Genomic DNA, 19,244 nt, shown 5'->3' on the forward strand with positions numbered 1-19,244 from the left:
GCCGGGGGAACCGCGCAGCGGGGCGCCCGGACCAGAAAAGGCAGCCGCGCCGAAGGCGCGCCCGAATCCCGCCGCCCCCGGCGGCGACCACCACCACCGCCGCCGAAGCCGGCTGTCCACCAGGTTCGCCGTCGAGCCCCTGGGCCCTCCGGCTCGTGCTCTACCCTGGAGGTCCGCATGCTCCACCGCGTTCGCGGAGGTGCTGTGGTCTCTGGCCGGTGGACCGTGCCAACCCGCTTCCGCGGGGGTGTCCACCGGCCGCCACGCTTTCCGGGGTCAGCGCCGGATGGTCGGATGGTTGGACTGCTGGACCGGCGACGGGGGCTGGAGCGCTGGTGCTGGCGTCGGCGTCGGGGTTGCCCTGACGGTCTCGCTGGTCGTGGTGGCCGCGCGGGCCCTCGGTGCCGGCTGGTCGACGGTGAGGTCCGAGAGCATCGAGCGCAACGGGCCGTTGTTGCCGCTGAGGCTGGCGATGGACGCGAGCACGTTGCGCTCGGGGTCGAGCCGGGTCCAGTCGATCGGGTGTCCGGCGTCGGCAGCTAGCTGGCCGAGGTACGCCCGCTGCGCTCTGCCGTTGCCCTCGCGGTGGGGGTGCAGCGCGTTGACGTCGCCGTAGAGGTCAGCCAAGCCGTCGAGGAAGCCGTCGCGGTCGAGCCCGCGGAGGTAGTCCTGGCGTCGGGCGAGGCGGCCGAAGATGTCGTCCGCGAAGCCGGGGATCATGCGGACGAGGCAGAACCGGTCCGTCTTGGCGATCTCGACAGAGCGGATCTGGCCGGCCCACGGGTAGATGCTGCCGAAGATCTCCCGGTGGAACGCCTGGAGGTGCGCCAGGTCATAGGCGCCGGGGAGCGGTCGCTCGGCGAGACGGGTGAGGCGGGCGGCGGTGATGTCGGCTTCCGCGGCGGCGAGGGCTTGGGGGTCGGTGATGCCGAGCTTGTTGCGCAGGACGCCGCTGTCCGGGTCGAGGTAGGGGTCGACCATCGTCAGGAGGTCGCCTGCTCGGCGTCCGGAGCGCGGTGGCGAGCCTCGGCGCGGGCCACAAGTTCGTCGGCGGAGATTTGTCCGGCGGCGTACTCCTCCGCGTCGGCAGCGTAGTCCGCGCTGGGGGTGAGCCCCTCGGCCTGGACGGAGCCCAGGGCGGAGGACAGTGCGCGGCGGCGGCTCTCCGGGGTGGCGGGGTCGTGCATCGGTGGTGCTCCTCGTCTTCGCGCCGGGCGGGCGCGGGTGGTTCTCATCAGCGTACGTGCCCGGCGCTGGCGGGCGCGCTGGCGCTCTGGGTGACTGGTCGGGGCGGGCGCGGCAGATGGCCGGCCCCGGTCGGTGGCCGCGTGCGAGGGGAAGGGGGCTCGATGCCCCCTCCCCCTCGGTGCCGGCCGCCGCGCTCGGCGGCCGGGTCAGGAAGCGAGCGGCTGGTGCTCCGCCACCGGCGTGGGCAGAGCTGTCACGCGGACCCCGCCGGTGTCGGTCTCGATCATGGCGGCTTGCGCCGCTGCCCGCTCCCTCTCCCGGTTCAACCCCTCCTGGAGCTGGGCCGCCTCCTCCTCCAGTTCACGGATTGCCTTCTGGTGGTGGCAGTGCCGGGCGGGGGCATGATTCTGGTCGTGGGCGCGGCGCAGTTCAGCCGCCCAGGGACGGGTGAGCATGTGTTGGGTGATCGTGTGGACGATGGCGGCGGTCCTGCGTTGGGTGCCCTCCGGGGCGCTGGGGGTGTAGCGGCTGCCGATCTCCCGCCGGACGACCAGCCACCGATGGTTCGTCGGACTCATCGTCTCGGGGTGGAACACCGCCTGGGCGGCGAGCAGCACTCCGTAGACGGTCGGCGCGTCCTCGAAGTGCTCGGTGTACGGGGAGCGGTCGGGCTTGCCGTAAGTGATCTCGATCGCGTCGCCGTCGCAGCAGTTCAGGTAGTAGTGGCCCGACTGCCACCCCACGGTGAGGGTGCCGCCCAGCTCCGCGATGCGGTACAGGGCGGCTCCCTGCCCCCAGTCCAGGGTGATGGTGGCGTGCATCCGGTAGCCGCCTTCGGTGACCAGGGTGACGTACTGCGGGCCGGTCGGCCGGGGGCTGCTCATGCTGCCGCCCCGGTGAGCACGGGGGCCTCGGCGTCCTCGAACGTCGGGACCTTCCCGGCGGCCAGCTCCTCGATGTCGGGCAGGTTGTCCCAGCGGCGCGCGGCGTGCCGGTAGGCCGTGGTCCAGAGGGTGAGCTGGCTGGCGAAGGCGTCCATGTCGGTGACGATGGTCAGCAGCCCGCCGATGCTGACTCGAAGCTGCGGCGCGCGGGTGGGGCTGATCTTCGCGGGCAGCGTTTCCACGATCGGCGGGCGAACCGGAGCGTCCAGACGCAGGTGCCCGGATATCTGCCCCTCGGGCTCCGGGACGACGCCGGAACGGGCCCGCGCGAACAACTCGGCGGCCTGGTCGGCGGCGCCCGACCACGCGGCGTACGCCTCGTAGGCAGGCTGCGGGTGGGCGAGGCGGATGCGGGCGGAGGGCATGGTCATCAGGATCGTCCGGGCGAGCAACACGGCATGCGTCTCGTGGCGGCCAGCGAGGTGAACGGCGAGATCGGTCCGGACGGTGAGTGGCGGGTCGTCGGTGGTGGCGAGGTACAGGTGCATGCGGGCCTCCGGCGTGGGTGGTGTGGTCTGCGGGGCCGGGGGTGTCCGGTGCCATCGGACACCCCCGGCGTGATGGGGAGGGGGTCACCCCTCCCGGCGGTCAGGCCGCAATCGGTTCGTTGATCTCCGGGTAACGGGCCTCCCAGTCGTCGGCCTCCTCGGTCTGCTCCCCCTTGTCCTCGCTGACCGGGTCATCGGACTCGTCGTCCTCCACAATCGCGAGGTACCTGTCCAACGCGTCTTCCTGGTCCTCGGCCGTCAGCTTCTCGCCGTCCTGGTCCTCCCCCTCGGCTTCGGCGGGCGCCTCCTCGTCCTCCGCCGTCACCTCCTGGCCGTCCTCGTCCCCCTGGTCCTCGTCCTCCTCGGCGGCGGCCTCCGCCTCGGCCGCCGCCCGCGCCTCGGCGGCGGCGATCTTCGCCCGAAGTGCGTCGACCAACTCGATCTCAGGCTCGCTCAGGTCGTAGCCGTAGGCGGTCAGGAGCTCGAACCAGGCGAGTGCGGCCCACGTCTTCCCCCAGCCGCGAACCGCGTCGCTCACGTGGCGCTCGACTCGGACCGCGACACTGGCGAGCAGCACCAGCGGCAGCCGGGCCTCGGCAGTCCGCCCGATGAATCGGCCGTACCGCGCGCTCCGGTCGTCGTCGCCCGGCGCCTTGAGGAACTCCAGCACGTCAGGGCTCGTCTCGTCCGACCCCAGCGTGTACAGCATCCCGAGCACCCGCTTGGTCAGCCCCTTCGGCACCTTCTTGGACCGGCAGAGCTCCTGGATGAACTCGTGCCGGATCTCCCGGGCGATCGCCAGCTCTTCCCGGCGCTCGCGATCTGCCTGCTCGGCCTCTGCCTTGGCGGCCTGCTCCTCCGGGCTGAGGAACGAGTAGGAGCCGGACACGTGGTGGCCGTGCTGGTGCGGGTCACGGCACAGGAACGTCGCCTTCACCTCACCGGGCGTGTTCTCGTGGAAGAACGCCGCGTTACCGGGACAGCTCTTGTGGCTCTCCGGAGTCAGGACCACTCCGTCCGAATCGGCGAGACGGTCAAGACCGACCTCCTTCGACCCGTTCCACCCAAACCCGTACGGCTCGCCGACCATCCGGACACCGGCCGCCTTGAGGACCTGGGTGGCCTCCTTCCGCAGCACAGCCGTCACTGCCTTACGCCGCTCGTTCTTGAGGGCCCATTCCAGCTTGCCGCCCCGCTCGATCGTGTCGAGCAGCCGCTTGTACGCCTTCGGGTCGCTCTCGAACTCCGCCAGCTCCTCGGCGTCCTCCAGGGTGAGTTCGCCGTGGTCCACGGCCTGCCGCGCGCTCTTCGGCATCGCGGACAGCGCGATCGAGGCCCTGACCTTCTTCGGGTCCTGAGCAACCCGCGCGGCGATCTGGTCAGCGTCGAGGCCGAGTTCCATGGAGAGCTGTGCGTACGCGTCCGCGATCTCGCTCTCGCGCATGTCCTCGCGGTGCATGTTCTCGATGAGTTGCGCGATGATCCGTGCGTCCTCGGCGCTCAGGTCGTTGCGCACGATGACGTCGACGGTCCGGCCAGCCTCGATCGCACCCATGGTGCGCCGGTTCCCCAGGATGATCGCGATCCCCGACTCGTAGGGGGTCCCGATGATCGGCTGGAGCAGGCCGTGCTCCGCGATCGAGTCGACGAAGTCCGGCGTCAGCTCGGCCTTGCGGACGTTGCGCGTGAAGATCAATTCGGCCGGGTCGACGCCTTCAAGAAGGATCTTCGTCGGGGACTCCCCCAGGTCGGCGCCCTCATCAACGGACTCAGCTTTGATCGCGCCCATCGGCTCGATCGACTCCGGCGAGAAGGTCTCGTCGTCCAGCAGCTCAGCGGGTGCAAGTACAGTGGTCACAAATCCTCCAACAGGTGCCTGATCTCTACTTGTTGAGTGGGGGTGCCATCCCCTCCCAACAAGAACAATATTACCTCAAAGAGGGTTTTTAGTCAATCTAACTCGACGGCTCCAGGTCGCTTCGACCGAGGCGGATTCATGATCGTTTTGCGCCGTCCGCAGGCACGGCGGTGCAGCTGAACAGCCCATACACACCTCCCCCGTCCCCCTGATAGCTGCCTGGGGTCCGGGGCAAAGAGGCCGTCCGGGTCAAGGGCCGGCCGCAGGCCGGTGGCGAAGCCACGCGAAGCGCCCTTGAGGCGGGCGGCCGGCCCCGGATACTGGGCCGCGGAAGGGGGACGGGACCCGGCCACCTCCTGGCACCGCCCCCAGGGCCTCGCCATCGACCTCCACGTCCGGGATCAGATACCAAACCCTGTAGTCCATGCGTTCCTTTTCGGCTGGCGGCCAGGCTGCGGGTAAGCGCCATGGCGGCGCGGTCGAGGGCCGCAGCGAAGGTGTCGTGCAGGTCGGCGGGCAGCTCGCCTCGGCCTAGGCCGCAGGCGGTCACGGTCTCGGCGAGCTGCTGGCGCTCGGCGGAGCCGAGGGCGGCGGCGACGGTCAGGTGGGCGAGGACGTCGCGGGCCGCGTAGCCGTCACCGTGCTCCAGCGTCCGGGCGGCCAGGAACCGGCTGGAACACCACCCGGACGTGGTCTTGACTGGCCCAACCACCCCTTGAATACGCGGTATTGGGTTCTTTTGACCGACACCGACCAGGTCCAGGTCGTCACCACCGACGGCGAGCTCGTCGCCGAACATCCCCGCTGCTGGGCCCGCCATCAGACCATCGCCGACCCCGAGCACGCCGAAGCCGGCTAGCGCATGCGCCACCAGACCGTACGCCATCTGCGGCGGGCACCCGACGCCGCCACCGGCGGCACCGCAGCCGACATCGAGGTCGAGCAACACCCGCTGGACAGCTACGACCGGCCGTTCACCGTCATCGACGGCGGCACGATCGACAAGGAGGCCAGATGATGCTCACCGCCACCGAAGTGCCCGCCACGGCCGGCGCCACGGCCGGCGCCACACCAGCCGCCAGACCACCGTCGGCCTGGCCTTCCTCTGCCGAGCGATGAAGGCCCCGACCCTGCTGGACGCCGCCGACCGACTCGCCGAACGCGCCCGCACCGAGTCCTGGACCCACACCGAGTTCCTCGTCGCCTGCCTCCAGCGCGAGGTCTCCGCCCGCGAATCGCACGGCGGCGAAGCCCGCGTCCGGGCGGCCGCTTTCCCGCGATCAAGACGATCGAGGCACTCGCCCTCACCCACCCCCTGCGTGGCCTGACCCGGCAACAACTCTCTTACTTGGGCGCACTGGAATTCATCGTGGCCAAGGAGATCGCCGTCATCCGCGCCGGTCTGACCGATGGAGAGTCTGAACGAGTCCGGGAAGCGATCGCGCCGCCCCCTGAGCCTCTGGTGACCGCCCTCCGCGCATCAGGCACACCGGCCATTCGAGGTCCGGGGATCACCACCGGCGCCCAGGCCGGTGCCTCCTACCGTGTAATCAGGCCAGCCCGGATCGCGGCGAAAGGGCCGAGAAGGTCAACGAAAGCCGGCCAGCGAAGATCGGAGCACCATTGGCTCCAGTGCGTTCGCCAGTGAGGTTGATGGGCCCGCAGATATCGTTCTGCCTGGGGATTCAGAACGCGCACGTGCTCGTGGAGCTGACGCGTACGGGCGTCGGGCGATCACGTGCCTCGCATGTCGGGCGCTGGCCGGAAAGGCGTCATAGCCATTGATATACCCGTACTTGACGATGCCATGACCGTTAGTGTCCATTCCACTGTCTCAGGACTTTGGAGGGGATCCGTGACACGAACCAAGCGTGCCTTGACGCTAGTTGGAGTATGGACCGGTGCCGTCGCGGCCGTGCTGTCGGCAGCGCCCGCCGCGTCGGCCCAGGCACCAACGCGGGACTGCAACGGAATGTACAGCGCAAAGATCACCCAGTGGGCGATGCTCTGCGCCAACGCAGGCCAGCCGATCCGCGGCGCGTTCGCCACCTGGCGCAACCTGCCGATCACCTTTGACTCCAGCGACAACCCCAACATCATGGTCGGAGCCGCGAACTACCTGACCGTCACACCGGACATCGCCTCGCCCGCCACCGTACGAATAGGCCTGTACGCACAGAAGACCGGTGCGCAGACCGCCAGTTACGCACCACACTGGGAGGAGCTACCTGACCAGGGTAGCGGCCGGGAGACCGCCATCAACGTCGGCGTCGGCCCAGACAAGGCAGACGGCAGAAACCACAGCTACCTCCTCCAGCGCCAGGACAACAGCGCCCAGTGGGAGGTCTTCTACGACTTCAACTCGGTCGGCACCACCACCGGGCAGAAACCCGTCTCCCGGGCCTCCGACGGCAACCGTGTCGACGTCGGCCTGGAGGTCAACCACCCCGAGCACGTGGACGTACCGGTCTTCGAGGACCGGCCCCAGTGGATGGACGAGAACAAGGTCTGGGGCCGCTTCGCTCCCGCCAACACCGCCACCCAGCTCGGCCTCGGCAGGTGCGGCGACCTCCGTCCCGGCAGCACCAGCCCCAACACCGCACCGTACTGCTTCACCGCCCAGCAGACGACGAGCACACCGCCTCCGCCGTCCTTTCCCGTCACGACCTCCTGGAACGTCGGCAAACCGCTGGCCGCACCCGCTCCCCTCGCCCCGGTCACAGCACCCACGCTGGCATCCCCCGTGCTCGAACGCCCGACCGTGTTCAACGGCGTCGACCAGGAAACGCTCCACACCTGCCTGCAGAACACCCCCGACGCCTGCCTGAGCACCGTGCCAGGCCTCGCCGACTGCCTGCGCACCGCCAAACAGTGCAACACCGACCAGCCCGCCACAACACCGCGTCGCAAAGGCGACCGCATCCCCCCGGCACAGACCGCCGACGTGAACCTCGATGACCTCAAGCTGCGCACCGCAGCCGAGTTCGGCGTCCCGCTGGAGTCGCTGCGGGTGCACGCGGGAATCGTTGCCGACGACTCCAGCGGGCGGCGCACGGCCGCACAGTGGGACGCCGACACCCCGCTGTGGGTGGTCACTTCCGATATGCCCACCCACGGCCGGAGCCAGGCAGGCCCCCGAAGCGCAGGCCTCGCCGCGGCCTACACCCAGAGCACAGGCGAGTTCGTCGACGCCTGCTGGGGTTCGGCCTGCCCGCAGTGACACGCGGAGGCCCTCGTCCCGGCCCGGTTCATACCGCCCACAGTCCTGACCAGTCGCCCCTGACTTAGGAGCCCGCTCCGTGAACACCCGACCCGTACGCCGACTCCTGCGAACCGCGGGAACCGGAGTCTGTGCCGTCCTGCTCGCCGCCGGCACAATCGCCGCCGGCCCGCCCGCCCCCCGCGAACCCGCGCCCTTCGTGCTCGTTCCCGCCTCGACCGTGCCCGCTGAGGAACTCGCACGCCTCGGCCGGCCGGTCCCCCTGTCCGAGTACACCGCCGCGCAGCCGGAAACCGGCGTTGGTTCCCCGCCTCAGTACGAGGCCGATGCCGCATCCGCCGACGACCCCGATCTCAAGAAGGAATGCGCCGAACGGGCCGACAAGACCTCGCCCGCGGGCTGGGTCAAGAACCGCTTCGAAAGCTGCGTACACCACCACTACGACGTGGTGCTGCGCAGGACGGACGGCAGCGAGACGATCGGACGCCTCTGGTTCGAGGTCTGGCTCCTCGGCTTCGCCTACGACGGGCAGCGCAGGGTCGACTACGTCGCCAGCGTGGAAGACATCATTGTCGCGCCCGTCGGCAGCGAGGACGCGAAACTGTGGTCCATCGACCAGGAGTTCACCCACCTCGGCGGCCGCGTGACCGACCCTGACACGAAGCGCCGCAGCGACCTCCTCGGCGCGTGGAACTCAAACCCGCTCTGGACACTCACCTACACCTCGCCCGACAACGGCCCCCTGTACGACCAGGGCGACAACCAGATCGTCAACACCACAGTGACCATGTCGATCAACGTCAAGTCGCCCACCGCACCCGCACGGGCGTTCAAGGACGATGACGCCGCACACTCCGACGTCCGCTTCGACTACGCCGGCCCCACAGCCGGCAAGTACAAGGGAACCGTCTTCACCGCCGCCCGGGTCGAACTCGTCATGAGTCTCTCCGACCCCGCAGTGAGGGAAAGCGCACGACACATCTCCGACGCGCAGAACAACCCCGAACGGACCTTCCCCTCCTTCACGGCCAAAACCATCCCCGGAGCAAAGGAACCCCTTCACCGCCTCGTCGACCGAGAGGAGCAGAGGAAGAATCGCGCCGCCGCCATCAAAACCTGCGACGACATCTGGGGCGACTACACGAAGTCCGGCCTGGAGTGCGACGAGTACCCCTTCGCTTCCACCAAGGAAGGTGCGAACAAGGGAGACAGGCGCTACTCCGCACGCCTCATAGACGGCGACGACAACGGCAAGGGCGGCAACATGCTCGGGGAGGTCTACTCCGTCAACCGGCTCTTGAACGGCGACCCCTTCTACGTGAAGATCATCCCGTAGCCGACACCGGTCAGTTCGGAAAGGAAAAGCGGTGACCGTCCTCTTCGAGTTCCGCACCGAAGCGTGGCCCGACAACGGCAAGATCGTGGTGTACGACGCCGACGCCACCATCCCGAGCAACGAAGCCCTCGACAGGAGCCGACGAGATGTGGTCGCCGGGACAGGCACCCAGATCTACATCCACAGCCTTCAAGGCACTTCTCCCGCCGAGATCCTCCTTCGCGTGTGGGACGGCCCGGCACCAGCCGACAGCGCCTGGGAAGCCGAAGGTGAACGCGAGGTCGAACTCGAAACGCCCACCGGATACGTAGTCATCCGCGCGTTCTCACCCGAGATCGCCGGCGACTTCCAGGTGCCACGCCCCGGAGTCTACGAAGGACGCGTCTCCTGGAAGGGACGCCAGGCAGCCGAAGACCAGCAGAGTAGCCTGCGCGCCCAACTGGCCACGTCGGAAGGACAGCTCAACTCGGACGCCGTCTTCGCAGCCCACCACGAGACCCTGGAATCCTATCGGGTCGACCTGTGGTGGACCGCCGAGTCCGAGGACGACGAAGACGACGAATAGACATCACCGGGGTGCGGCGCCGCCGTCCCAACGGAAGCGCCGCACCCCGGTGAACAGATCAACGAAATAGAGAGCAGCGCGGAAGGTAGAGAATCCACGGACCCGAGCCGGTGACTTCGAAAGCCCCGGGGTGCCCGACTACTTGCCCGCTGGTCGGCGAACTCACGCCATCGCCGTCAACATCGAGCGCCTGCCCCCTCGGTCTCGTCCGCGGGTCCGTCCTACGGGGGTGGCGCAGGACCTGCGTCGCGGTGAGCTGGGTGCGGGGCGGTAGCCGCTAGCGGCTACCGCCCCGCACCACGTACGGCGCTTCTCGCCCCTACTCCTCAGCGGCGGCAGCGAGTTCACTGCCTTCCACTTGCTGGCGGATGCTGTCGTACCTGTCGGTCCCCCACTCCGGCGAGGCAGCCAGTTCAGCCTCCACCCAAGCGTCTATGCTCCTGCCCAGTTCCTCGTCGTACGTGTCCATGCGATTACCCCTTGGCAACACCCCAGGTCAGAACTACCTGGTTGCGTTAAGTCACTGGCACCCCGGACAGCAGCAGAGGCAACGCGCACCACAGGGTGGAGCGCCGGCGAGCAGCCTCCACGTGGGTACTGCCCGCAGGGTGCGTGGTTGTCGACTGGTTGCTCCCTTCAAGTAGCAATCGGGTGACCAGCTATTGACGCGACCTACGCGGGATCAGCTCTGACTCTGGTCGTGCGGCGCCTGGGTGGCGCGGTGGGTGTCGAGGGCCGCGAGGAGGCTGGCTGCGGTCTTCGAGGCGTTCGCGTGGGCGCCTTCGTCCAGTTCGGTGCCAAACGGTGTCATCGGTCCCCGGGAGACGACGAGCTGGCAGGCGTCGGGAGACAGCTCGACGGTGAGCGGCGTGCCGGGGAAGACGAAGTGGATGGAGCCGGGGCGGAATTCGCGGACGTACTGGGGGTCGTCGGCTTCGATGTGCGCGGTGTCGGTGTAGGCCTCCAGGAGCGCGGTGCCGGCGAGGGTGAACACGGCGGTCTTGTCGGTGGCCGGGCGGGGCACGGTGTGGTTGCCGGCGGCGATCCGCACGTAGTACGCGTTGTCGCCGTCGCGGCCGATGTACAGGTCAGTGCGGCCGGAGCCGGTGTGCGAGAGCTTGCGGGTCCCGGTCTCGGCCGTGGTGAGCAGGTCGAGGACGGAGGCGGTGACGGCCGGGGCCCAGTTGTCGGGGAGGCCCGCGTCGTCCATCGGGATCTCGCGGGCTCGGCCGGAGAGGCTGAGGAGGTTGGCGACGGCCGGCGGCAGCGGGACGGGGGTTCGGGTCACAGTTCGGTCCTTCCGGTGATGATCCCGTGGGAGCGGAGCATGGCGGCGAAGGCGGCGTGGTGGGCGGGGGTCATGGAGAAGTCCTTGACCTGCTCCATGTCGTCCTTCTTCATCTCGGTGACCATGCCGTTGAGGTCGCAGGCGGGCCACCACTGGTCCTGGCGGGCGGGGCCGGACAGGAAGAGGCTCACGGTGCCGGGCCGCATGATCGTCTGGTGGATGAGCGGGTCGCCGAGCATGTAGTCCGCGCCGGGCTCTTCGATCGAGATGACGGCCGGCACGAGGTCGGCGGTGGTGAAGGGCCCGCCGTCCTTGCCGTCGGTGCGCCGGTGCCACGCCTGGAGGTAGCCGCCGAGGAGGATGTGCGAGTAGATCGCGCGGCGGTGGGTGTGCGGGATCAGGTCGCGCTCGTCGTGCTCGAAGCGGTGCAGGCGCAGGCACCAGCCGCCGGGGCGGTCGGCGAGGACCATGCGCGACATGAGCGGGTGGTGCTCGCAGCGGCCCATCAGCTCCGGCGTGTTCGGGACCGCTTCGACCATGTCGGTCAGCAGCGGCCGGTCGTCGGCGAGCCTGCGCAGGATGCCGCGGGCCCGGGTGGCGCTGTCGCGGGACAGCTGCCAGTCGATGTCGTCCAGTTCGCGGTGGACGTCTTCAACGGTGTGCACCGGCACTCTCCTTGAATTCTGGCTTCGGGTGGGGAAGTTGGGGATCGGACTGGTACCGTCTTCGACCAGTTGATCCTGGTTTGTCCTAGGAGGAGTCATGGCGCTTCTGCCCATGTGGGCGCGCAACGCCGCGATGCCGGTCTACGAGCGGCGCGTTCTGAAAGGCCTGGAGGGTCTGCCCCGGCCCCAGCACATCGGCATCATGCTGGACGGCAACCGGCGGTGGGCGCGGGCGAACGGCCACGGCCACGACGTCGCCGAGGGCTACCGCGTCGGCGGCGCCCTGGTCGAGGAGTTCCTCCGCTGGTGTGCCGAGGCGGGCGTCGGCCACGTCAGCCTGTTCATGCTGTCCGACGACAACCTCGGCCGCCCGGAGAACGAACTCGTCCCGCTGCTGGGCATCATCCAGGACACCGTGACCGGCCTCGCGGAACCCGGGAAGCCGTGGCGGGTGCAGGTGATCGGCTCGCTGGACCTGCTGCCCGGCGACCACGCACGCGCGCTCAAGGAGGCGGCGTCCGCCACCTGCGACCGCGGCGGCCTGCTGGTCGACGTCGCGGTCGGCTACGGAGGACGCCGCGAGATCGTCGACGCGGTGAAGAGCTCGTTCCGCCGCCACGTCGACGCCGGCGGTGACCCGGCCGACTTCGCCGACGTCCTCGACACCGAGGACATCAGCGCCAACCTGTACTCGCCAGCGGGCGCCGACGCGACCGACCTGGTCATCCGTACCAGCGGCGAGCAGCGCCTGTCGGGGTTCCTGCTGTGGCAGTCGGCGTACAGCGAGTTCCACTTCGTCGACGTGAACTGGCCTGCGTTCCGCAAGGTCGACTTCCTGCGGGCGCTGCGGGCGTTCGCTCAGCGCGACCGCCGGTACGGCAAGTAGCCGCCCGGCCTGGCCGGTGCGGCTCACAGGCGCATCCGCTCGTCGCCGAGGATCGCCTCCAGGGCGGCCGGCCAGGCATCGTGCCAGTCGGGGTCCATGTCCACCACGACCGCGCGCCAGTGCGCGGCGATGACCTCCAGCTCGGCCTGCACCCTCCGCTGGAGGTCAAGGTAGGCGTCCCGGGTGGCGTGGCCGCCGACCTGCCCGTAGTGCTCCAGCGGGCCGAGGCCGCCGTGCTGTGCCACGCGCCGTTCGTAGGCGAGTTCGGGGGTCACACGCAGCAGCACCGGGACGGTCAGCGCGGGGTCGGGGCGCAGTACCTCGCGGGCGCAGGCCATGACCTGGGCGGCTTGGCGGTCGAGCGCGGTGCCCTCGTCGGCGTGGTGCTGGACCATGGTGCAGCCTTTGACGACGGCGCGGATCAGGTGAGGGGTGTCGATGACGACCTGGCCCTCGCGGGCCTTCGGCAGCAGGACGCTCTCCCAGTAGGCCAGCGATCCCGCGATCTCGGTGATCGAGGAGGCCAGAACCGTGCGCGGGTTGTTGTAGGCGATGTCGACGCCGGTGAGGGCTCGGGTGATGTGCTTGCCCCGCAGGTCGGCGTCGGGGGCGATCAGGTCGCAGACCTCGGTGCCGTCGGGGGTGCGGGCGCCGGTGTAGAAGGCGCGCAGGGCGCCGTCGTACAGGGTGCGGTTCAGGTCGGCGGTGGGGCCGGTGGGCTCGCCGAGGAGGTAGTGGCGCCGGGGCAGGAACTGCGCGCTGGTGCCGCGGGCGGTCAGGTGGCGGACGAGGCCTTCGGCGAGGACGTCCTTGCCGGAGGCGTCGATGCCCAGCAGGGTGACGATCCGGCCCGGCCGGATGCCGGTGTCCGTGGCCAGCTGGACAGTGTCGGTGGAGGTCATAAGGGTGCCTTCCGGTAGTCGCTGATGGCGCGGTGGAGGTGGCGGCGGGTGAACTCCGGCCACAGGGTGGAGGTGAACCACCAGCGGGCATGGGTGCCCGTCCACAGGAGGAAGCCGGAGGAGCGGTGTTCGCCGCTGGTGCGGACGACGAGGTCGGGGGGCGGCTGCCCGGCGGTGATCTCGGCCGTGATCTGCTCCGGCGTCAGGTGCTCGACGGCTTCGTGCGCGCTGATCCCGCGCTCGGCCACGGTCCGGGCGAGCACGGCCCGTACGGCGCTGACGATCTCCTGGCGGCCGCCGTAGCAGATCGCCAGGTTCACCGTCATCACCCGGCCCGGGCCGCAGGTCTCCCGCTCGGCGCACTCCAGCACGGCCCGCACTTCGCTGGTCAGTCCGGTGGTGGTGCCGAGATGGCGGATCGTCCACCGGTCCTGGAAAGCGAGGCTGCGTACGACCGCGCAGATCACGTTCATGACGATCGCGACCTCCTCGGGGTCGCGGCGCAGGTTGTCGGTGGAGAGCATCCACAGGGTCACGACCTCGATCCCGGCCTGGTCGCACCACCGCAGCACGTCGGGGATGCGGCGGAAGCCGACCCAGTGGCCCTCGGTGACCTTGGGCAGGTGCTTGCGGCGTGCCCAGCGGCGGTTGCCGTCCAGGACCAGTGCGACGTGCCGGGGTGCCGGCCGTCGGCGGCGCAGTCTCACGACGCCCGCTCCGCTCCCCACAGGGTCGACTCGGCGAAGAAGCCGACCGCGTCCGGGTCCCAGCCCAGGAGGTGCCAGGTCGCGGCTTCGTCCCGGGCCTGCTGGGCGCGCTGGCCCATCATGGTGCGCAGCGTCTCGTCCACGCCGTGGGTGTAGGCGATGTCGCGCACCATGTCGATGTCGGCGTCGGTGGCGTCGGTGCGTCCGAGCACGGTGCGCATGTGGTGCTTCTCCCGGATGGTGGCGGCGGCGAGGGCCTCGCGCAGCGGGTAGGAGAGGCGGCCGGCGCGCGCGTCGACGGAGTCGGGCTTGCCGGTGACTTTGGGGTCGCCGAAGAACGAGATGTAGTCGTCGCGGATCTGGCCGAGGATGCCGACGGCCCGGGAGTAGCGGTGCAGCGTGTCGTGGTGCGGCGCGGGGTCGTGTCCTGCGGCGAGCAGTCCCAGCTGGATCGGCGCGATGATGCTGTAGCGGCCGGACTTGTAGTCGGACACGGTGTCCAGGAAGGCGAGGTCGGGCAGGGCGGTGAAGTCCCTTTCCAGGTCGATCATCTGGCCGCAGTACGTCTCCTTTCCGGCGCGCAGGATCACCCTGGTCATGGCCAGCGCGAGATCGGCGGGCAGGTCGGAGGCGGCGATCACGTCGGCGGCCAGGTAGGAGGCGAGGTCGCCGGCCATGACGGTCATGCCCATCGCGTACTGGGGGTGGGCGGGCATCTGGGCGGTGTAGGAGCCGAACGTCGAGCGGATGCCGCGGCGGGTGGAGGAGTTGTCGACCAGGTCGTCGTGGATCAGCAGCGCCGTCTGGAGCAGTTCGATGGCCAGCGCGCCGATGTCGGCGGCGCCCGCCACCGCCTCGGTGCCGGGAAGCCGTGCGGCCTCGTACACGAACGCGGCGCGCTGGCGTTTGCCTCCGGCGAGGGCCAGGTCCGAGACGAGGGAGAGGGCGTTGGGGGTGAACGCGGATTCGGCGGGGTGGTCGAAGGCTTCGCCGAGCTGGATGAGGTAGCTGCGCAAGAGCGGGCCGAAGGTGTCGGCGTAGCTGGTGATGCGGTCCTGGACGGCCTGGGCGGTGGGCGTGTAGCGGGGCGCGGACACGGTGGGGTCACCTTCCGGGGGTGAGGGAGAGGGGCGGGGGCCTTGGGCCGGAACGTGCCGGGCTCGGGGCGCGGGAGAGGGGGCGGGGTCAGGCCTTCGCCAGGCGGGCGATCCAGGGCGCCGGGGCGATGAGCTCGGTCTCGGTCGGGTACAGGTCCTCCCGGTTCAGGGCGGAGCGCAGCAGGGGGAGCCCGCCGGCGGCGACCGCCGCGGTGACGAGTTGCTCGCCGAGGTTGAAGTTCGGGCTGTTCGTCGGCGCTTGCGGGTCCTGCCGCAGCTCGGTGTGGAGGGCGCTGGGCTGCGGCTCGTGGGGCAGGGCGCCGATGACGCCCTGCCCGCACAGCTGCTTGGAGGCGAGGCGTTCGACGTACTGGGCGTGCCCGAAGGTGAGGGCGGCGGGGACGAGGTGCTGCTCGGGCGGCAGGCCCGCGGCCGCGTCGCGGAGCTTGCACGTCAGCGGGGCGTAGGCCAGCTCGGGGCGCAGGGCGTACTGGGAGAGGTGGGTGAGCTGGTGCGCGAAGATCGTGGTCAGCTGGCGGCCCGTGGGGTGGAGGTGCTCGTCGTAGACCTGCGGCATGAAGGTGAGTTCGGCGCCTCCGTTCTCGTTCCACATGATCGCCGCCGGGGAGGTCGGGTAGAGGCGGGAGACCATCGCCTCGGTGTAGGCGCGCGTCTGCGCGTTCATGGCGGTGATCGCGGCGTCGGTGAACGTGCCGGTCGGCAGGTCGCCGACGGCGAGGGCGAACATCAGCCCGGCGTGCTCGACCTGCCGCTGGACGAACTGCTCCGGGGTGACCGGGCAGGCGACGACGCGCGCGGGCAGGGGGAGGCCGGACAGGTCCGCAACCAGTGGTGCGGCGGCCTCTATCAGGCCGCAGTAGCGGGCGTAGTCGACGGCGGCGGCCTCGGCGTCGTTGCGGAACGAGAAGGTGGTCATCGTGGCTCCAGAACTCTGAACAGGCGTTTCAGGCGGGGTTGGACAGGCGGGGCCGGTGACCGGGGCGCCCGGTGGGGAGGGAGTCGGCGCCGATCAGCCGCAGCGCCGGGAAGCCGCTGCCGGAGTGGGTGAGCTGGAGCAGGGTCCAGCCGTTCCAGGTCGCGGCGCGGGCGGTCAGGCCGTCGTGGCGTGCCTCCACGGCGCGGGCCAGTGCGCCCGGAGTGGCGAGGTAGGAGGGGCCGGTCCTGGGGGCGCCGGGCAGAGCTTGGCGGACGAGCCGGGCCGGGGTGGGCCCGCCGGGGGCGTGGACCTCGGTGCGCACGCCGTTGTCGTACAGCGCGGTGGTGGAGGTGTAGCGGCGTGGGTCGCCTCCGGTGCCGGCGGTCAGGGTCGGCGAGGCGGGCTGGTCGACGAGCAGCAGGACGGGGATGCCGGTGCGGGCGACGAGGGCGGCCGCGTGGTCGCCGGGTGCGGTGCGCGGGTCGCCGCTCACGTCGTGGCCTCCGGCTGTGTCTGTACCGCCTGGGCGGCGTTCGGCGCCCAGGCCCAGGGGAACGGCGGGAGGCAGGAGTGGCCCGTGATGGTGGCCAGGCGGCGGTCGGCCTCGGGCTGCAGCTCGGGTTCCGCGAGCGCGAACTCGGCCCAGTTGAGCCACGCGTTGAGCGCGAACTCGGGGGTCAGCACCTCCCGGTAGATGCGGCCGCCGTCCAGGGCCGTCACGTCGGCGCCGTACGCTGTCACGAACTCGTCGTACTCCCCCGCCGCTTGGCCGAAGACATCGCGCCGCCAAGCCCCCGCCGCCTGGTCCCGCCAGCGGTGCCCGATCGAGGTGCGCTCGAAGTCGATCAGCGCCGGACCCTCGCCGGTGAGAATGCTGTTCCCCACTCCGACGTCGCCGTGGGTGACGCACCGCTCGGGCCACCGCACCGTCCTCCAGGCCTCCCTGGCCTGGGCCAGCAGCGCGCGGACCCGGGACAGCTGCTCAGGGGACAGGGTGCCGGCCGGGAGGGCGGCGATACGCCGGGCCAAGCCGGGGAACGGGTTGAACACCGGCACGCCGATGTGCTTCGGGACCTCCAGGTCATGCAACCGGCGCAGCACCGCGCCGAGTTGGCTCCAGGTCGGACGCTCGTCTCCGAGGTCTTCGGCGAAGGTCACCTGCGACACGTAGCGGCCCATGTGCGGCACCGGGTAGGCGTCGCGGCCCACCGGCCGTGCGGCGGGGATGCCGTTGCGCAGCAGCCACAGGGCGATCCGGGTCGGGAGCAGGGCGTCCTGGAAACGGGTGCCGGGGGCCCAGACCTTGGCGACGGCTCCGGACTTGGGCAGGCGCCAGGTGTGGTGGGGGCCACCTTGGAGCAGGGTGGCTCCGCGCGGGTCGAGGCCCTGGCGTCGCGCGGTCGTGAGGACGATCTCGCGGCTCTCCTCAGGCGTCACAGCTCGACCCCCAGACGCTCCGCGATGGTGGTGATGTCGGCCAGGTCTGCCGGGGCGCCCGCGCACAGGCCGCGGGCGCGGCGGAGCAGGCCGGCCCCCGCGGCGGTGCCGCTGGAGATGACGTTGTTGATCACCACAGCCTCCGCCCCGGGAGGTCTGCGGCCGCGGCCCGTTCCAGCATCTCGATGCTGGTGTCCGGCGCCAGCGCCCGCTCCAGCGCCATCCCCGCCCGGCGGAGCGCGCCGTCCTGGTAGGTGATGTCGCACAGGCCCGAGGACGCGGTCACGGCGCGGCCGCCGGTACGCAGCACGGCGACGTCGTGGGTGGCGAGGTAGCCGTCGTCGTCGGGCAGAACGGCCACTCTGAGTGCGGTGGTGCGGGCGAGGTCGGCGAGGTGGAGCATCTGCTCGGCGTGGACGGCGGCCCCTGCGAAGCGGCTGGCGAGCGCGCTCCAGGACAGGACCACCGTCGCCTCCGGTGCCCCTGGGCGGCGCAGGCGTTCCTCGAACGCGGCGGCCTGCTCGGCGCCCACCCCCAGCTGCCAGGCACTGGCGGCATCCGGGTCGAGCAGCAGGTCGGCTCGGTAGATCCGGCACAGGGGGCACCCGGCCTCCAGCACGGGCGCGACCTGGGGAAGTGGAACGTCGCCCGGCACACGCAGTGCGGGGGCGTCGAGGGACGCGGCGATCGCGTAGGCGGGGGTGCGCAGTGCCGCGGGGACCAGGACGGCCCCGAGGAGGAGCACGGAGTCGGCGCTCTGTTCCAGGAGCTGGTAGCGGTGCGGGCGGCCGGGACCACGGTCGATGGCGTAGCCCGGCCGGGCCAGTTCGGCGTCCGTCAGGAGCTGGTGGACATCGGCGGCGGCGGCCGCGCCCGCGCCGTAGGCGTGCAGGTAGGCGCCGAGCCGGCCACGGTGCGCGGCCTCGCGCAGAGTCGTACCGGTACCGGTCTCCAGGTCGGCGATGGTGCCGCCGTCCGCACGGAAGGCGGCGGGAAGGCGGGCGGCGATCTGAGCCCAGGACAGGTCCTGGCATTCCCGCAGGTGCCGTAAGTGCGCGCCTAGGACGGTGTCGCCCAGGCGCGGGCCCACCCACGGCACGTCGGGAACCGGCCGCCCGGGCTCCAGCGCGCAGCTCATGGCCAGTCGCGGCACGGCGGGTTCCAGGGCTCGTAACCGAGGCGGTCCCGGGCACACGGACGCTGGCGGGCCGATCGCGTCGGCGGATCGCCCACCGTCCACCGGCGCGTGGCTGGCGATCTCGTCCAGGCACAGCGCCATCAGGCATACCCGGCGCACGCGGCCCACCGCCGCCGCATGGTCACCCTCCTCCAACTCGGCCTCGGCGTCGCGCAGTTCGTCCGCCAGCAGGTCCATCAGCGCGGCCCGGGGGTCCATGGGGTCGGCGCGCCGCAGGCGCGCGGCCGTGCGCGTAACGGACGCGGCCAGCCGGTCCAGCGCCGGACTGGTCAAGGTGGGCCCGCCCAGCGGGGGAAGCTCGGCCGCGATCGCCTCGGCCGCCTCGTCCACGGACAGCAGCGGCACGCCGTCCTCGAACCGCGTCTGCGGCCTCAACTTCGGCGCGGCCAGCCTCTGGAAGGCCTCGTAGGCGGTGCCGTTGGCCATCACTGGCTCCTGGGGTTCGTCATCGTGCGGGATGAATGGGAAGTCGTAGGCCGGGACCGGGCGGCAAGCCGTGCCGCCGATCGGCTGGGTCGGGCATGGTGG

The 19,244-nt window shown here is 70.7% G+C and carries 22 protein-coding genes; 6 read left to right on the forward strand and 16 right to left on the reverse strand.

Annotated elements, in window-relative coordinates; all coding sequences use genetic code 11:
- Positions 1-276: 276 nt before the first annotated feature.
- The 5 genes from AB0O91_RS30135 to AB0O91_RS30155 form a co-directional block, all read right to left on the reverse strand.
- Entirely contained in the window at positions 277-981 is a 705-nt protein-coding gene (locus tag AB0O91_RS30135) for a Fic family protein (protein ID WP_363439610.1), read from the reverse strand.
- 2 nt (positions 982-983) lie between these two features.
- On the reverse strand, positions 984-1,187 hold the full coding sequence (locus AB0O91_RS30140) for a hypothetical protein (protein WP_363439612.1): 204 nt from the start codon (positions 1,185-1,187) through the stop codon (positions 984-986).
- Between the two features lie 207 nt (positions 1,188-1,394).
- A complete protein-coding gene (locus AB0O91_RS30145) occupies positions 1,395-2,072 on the reverse strand; it encodes a hypothetical protein (RefSeq protein WP_363439615.1) in 678 nt (225 codons plus the stop codon).
- Positions 2,069-2,620 (reverse strand): hypothetical protein, encoded by a 552-nt coding sequence (locus AB0O91_RS30150; RefSeq protein ID WP_363439618.1) that lies wholly within the window; start codon positions 2,618-2,620, stop codon positions 2,069-2,071. Before AB0O91_RS30150 ends, AB0O91_RS30145 begins: the two co-directional genes overlap by 4 nt.
- A 100-nt stretch (positions 2,621-2,720) precedes the next feature.
- Positions 2,721-4,409 carry a ParB/RepB/Spo0J family partition protein gene (locus tag AB0O91_RS30155; protein ID WP_363439621.1) on the reverse strand — a complete coding sequence of 563 codons (1,689 nt, stop codon included), beginning with the start codon at positions 4,407-4,409 and terminating at the stop codon, positions 2,721-2,723.
- Between the two features lie 931 nt (positions 4,410-5,340).
- On the opposite strand from AB0O91_RS30155, the gene AB0O91_RS30160 reads away from it, so the two are divergent.
- The 5 genes from AB0O91_RS30160 (at position 5,341) to AB0O91_RS30180 (ending at position 9,599) form a co-directional block, all read left to right on the forward strand.
- Positions 5,341-5,496: a hypothetical protein gene (locus AB0O91_RS30160; protein WP_363439623.1), complete on the forward strand. Its 156-nt coding sequence runs from the start codon at positions 5,341-5,343 to the stop codon at positions 5,494-5,496.
- A 97-nt stretch (positions 5,497-5,593) separates the two neighbouring features.
- Positions 5,594-5,806 carry a hypothetical protein gene (locus AB0O91_RS30165; RefSeq protein WP_363439626.1) on the forward strand — a complete coding sequence of 71 codons (213 nt, stop codon included), beginning with the start codon at positions 5,594-5,596 and terminating at the stop codon, positions 5,804-5,806.
- A gap of 527 nt (positions 5,807-6,333) precedes the next feature.
- Positions 6,334-7,698: a hypothetical protein gene (locus AB0O91_RS30170; protein ID WP_363439629.1), complete on the forward strand. Its 1,365-nt coding sequence runs from the start codon at positions 6,334-6,336 to the stop codon at positions 7,696-7,698.
- Between the two features lie 79 nt (positions 7,699-7,777).
- Entirely contained in the window at positions 7,778-9,034 is a 1,257-nt protein-coding gene (locus AB0O91_RS30175) for a NucA/NucB deoxyribonuclease domain-containing protein (RefSeq protein WP_363439632.1), read from the forward strand.
- A gap of 31 nt (positions 9,035-9,065) precedes the next feature.
- Positions 9,066-9,599: a hypothetical protein gene (locus tag AB0O91_RS30180; RefSeq protein ID WP_363439634.1), complete on the forward strand. Its 534-nt coding sequence runs from the start codon at positions 9,066-9,068 to the stop codon at positions 9,597-9,599.
- A gap of 319 nt (positions 9,600-9,918) precedes the next feature.
- Here the strand turns inward: AB0O91_RS30180 and AB0O91_RS30185 are convergent, their stop codons facing one another.
- From AB0O91_RS30185 to AB0O91_RS30195, 3 genes are all read right to left on the reverse strand, one after another.
- Positions 9,919-10,068, reverse strand: a complete 150-nt coding sequence (locus AB0O91_RS30185; RefSeq protein ID WP_363439637.1) for a hypothetical protein — start codon at positions 10,066-10,068, stop codon at positions 9,919-9,921.
- A gap of 213 nt (positions 10,069-10,281) precedes the next feature.
- Positions 10,282-10,887: a hypothetical protein gene (locus AB0O91_RS30190; RefSeq protein WP_363439640.1), complete on the reverse strand. Its 606-nt coding sequence runs from the start codon at positions 10,885-10,887 to the stop codon at positions 10,282-10,284.
- Entirely contained in the window at positions 10,884-11,552 is a 669-nt protein-coding gene (locus tag AB0O91_RS30195) for a hypothetical protein (RefSeq protein ID WP_363439643.1), read from the reverse strand. Before AB0O91_RS30195 ends, AB0O91_RS30190 begins: the two co-directional genes overlap by 4 nt.
- 97 nt (positions 11,553-11,649) lie before the next feature.
- Here AB0O91_RS30195 and AB0O91_RS30200 point away from each other — a divergent pair, with 97 nt between their 5' ends.
- Positions 11,650-12,438 (forward strand): isoprenyl transferase, encoded by a 789-nt coding sequence (locus AB0O91_RS30200; RefSeq protein WP_363439646.1) that lies wholly within the window; start codon positions 11,650-11,652, stop codon positions 12,436-12,438.
- A gap of 23 nt (positions 12,439-12,461) precedes the next feature.
- On the opposite strand, the gene AB0O91_RS30205 is transcribed toward AB0O91_RS30200, so the two are convergent.
- The 8 genes from AB0O91_RS30205 to AB0O91_RS30240 form a co-directional block, all read right to left on the reverse strand.
- The gene (locus AB0O91_RS30205; protein WP_363439649.1) at positions 12,462-13,340 is read right to left on the reverse strand and encodes a hypothetical protein; all 879 of its coding nucleotides are present in this window, start codon (positions 13,338-13,340) and stop codon (positions 12,462-12,464) included.
- The gene (uppS, locus tag AB0O91_RS30210; RefSeq protein WP_363439651.1) at positions 13,337-14,047 is read right to left on the reverse strand and encodes a polyprenyl diphosphate synthase; all 711 of its coding nucleotides are present in this window, start codon (positions 14,045-14,047) and stop codon (positions 13,337-13,339) included. Before uppS ends, AB0O91_RS30205 begins: the two co-directional genes overlap by 4 nt.
- Positions 14,044-15,144, reverse strand: a complete 1,101-nt coding sequence (locus AB0O91_RS30215; protein WP_363439654.1) for a polyprenyl synthetase family protein — start codon at positions 15,142-15,144, stop codon at positions 14,044-14,046. The genes uppS and AB0O91_RS30215 overlap by 4 nt, the downstream gene beginning before the upstream one ends.
- Positions 15,145-15,232: 88 nt before the next feature.
- Positions 15,233-16,081, reverse strand: coding sequence for a hypothetical protein (locus AB0O91_RS30220; protein ID WP_363439657.1), 849 nt, complete (start codon positions 16,079-16,081; stop codon positions 15,233-15,235).
- Between the two features lie 28 nt (positions 16,082-16,109).
- Positions 16,110-16,574: a hypothetical protein gene (locus tag AB0O91_RS30225; protein WP_363439659.1), complete on the reverse strand. Its 465-nt coding sequence runs from the start codon at positions 16,572-16,574 to the stop codon at positions 16,110-16,112.
- Positions 16,571-17,518, reverse strand: a complete 948-nt coding sequence (locus AB0O91_RS30230) for an aminoglycoside phosphotransferase family protein (protein WP_363439662.1) — start codon at positions 17,516-17,518, stop codon at positions 16,571-16,573. The genes AB0O91_RS30225 and AB0O91_RS30230 overlap by 4 nt, the downstream gene beginning before the upstream one ends.
- On the reverse strand, positions 17,515-17,652 hold the full coding sequence (locus AB0O91_RS30235) for a hypothetical protein (protein ID WP_363439665.1): 138 nt from the start codon (positions 17,650-17,652) through the stop codon (positions 17,515-17,517). The genes AB0O91_RS30230 and AB0O91_RS30235 overlap by 4 nt, the downstream gene beginning before the upstream one ends.
- A complete protein-coding gene (locus AB0O91_RS30240) occupies positions 17,649-19,142 on the reverse strand; it encodes a Scr1 family TA system antitoxin-like transcriptional regulator (RefSeq protein ID WP_363439668.1) in 1,494 nt (497 codons plus the stop codon). Before AB0O91_RS30240 ends, AB0O91_RS30235 begins: the two co-directional genes overlap by 4 nt.
- Between the last annotated feature and the right edge of the window lie 102 nt (positions 19,143-19,244).

The organism is Kitasatospora sp. NPDC089797 (genome assembly GCF_040684795.1).
Classification (GTDB): domain Bacteria; phylum Actinomycetota; class Actinomycetes; order Streptomycetales; family Streptomycetaceae; genus Kitasatospora.

Coding starts and splice junctions, on each gene's coding strand:
- AB0O91_RS30135 (WP_363439610.1), bottom strand. CDS start 981: ATGGTCGACCCCTACCTCGACCCGGACAGCGGCGTCCTGCGCAACAAG.
- AB0O91_RS30140 (WP_363439612.1), bottom strand. CDS start 1,187: ATGCACGACCCCGCCACCCCGGAGAGCCGCCGCCGCGCACTGTCCTCC.
- AB0O91_RS30145 (WP_363439615.1), bottom strand. CDS start 2,072: ATGAGCAGCCCCCGGCCGACCGGCCCGCAGTACGTCACCCTGGTCACC.
- AB0O91_RS30150 (WP_363439618.1), bottom strand. CDS start 2,620: ATGCACCTGTACCTCGCCACCACCGACGACCCGCCACTCACCGTCCGG.
- AB0O91_RS30155 (WP_363439621.1), bottom strand. CDS start 4,409: ATGGGCGCGATCAAAGCTGAGTCCGTTGATGAGGGCGCCGACCTGGGG.
- AB0O91_RS30160 (WP_363439623.1), top strand. CDS start 5,341: ATGCGCCACCAGACCGTACGCCATCTGCGGCGGGCACCCGACGCCGCC.
- AB0O91_RS30165 (WP_363439626.1), top strand. CDS start 5,594: ATGAAGGCCCCGACCCTGCTGGACGCCGCCGACCGACTCGCCGAACGC.
- AB0O91_RS30185 (WP_363439637.1), bottom strand. CDS start 10,068: ATGGACACGTACGACGAGGAACTGGGCAGGAGCATAGACGCTTGGGTG.
- AB0O91_RS30200 (WP_363439646.1), top strand. CDS start 11,650: ATGGCGCTTCTGCCCATGTGGGCGCGCAACGCCGCGATGCCGGTCTAC.
- AB0O91_RS30205 (WP_363439649.1), bottom strand. CDS start 13,340: ATGACCTCCACCGACACTGTCCAGCTGGCCACGGACACCGGCATCCGG.
- AB0O91_RS30220 (WP_363439657.1), bottom strand. CDS start 16,081: ATGACCACCTTCTCGTTCCGCAACGACGCCGAGGCCGCCGCCGTCGAC.
- AB0O91_RS30240 (WP_363439668.1), bottom strand. CDS start 19,142: ATGGCCAACGGCACCGCCTACGAGGCCTTCCAGAGGCTGGCCGCGCCG.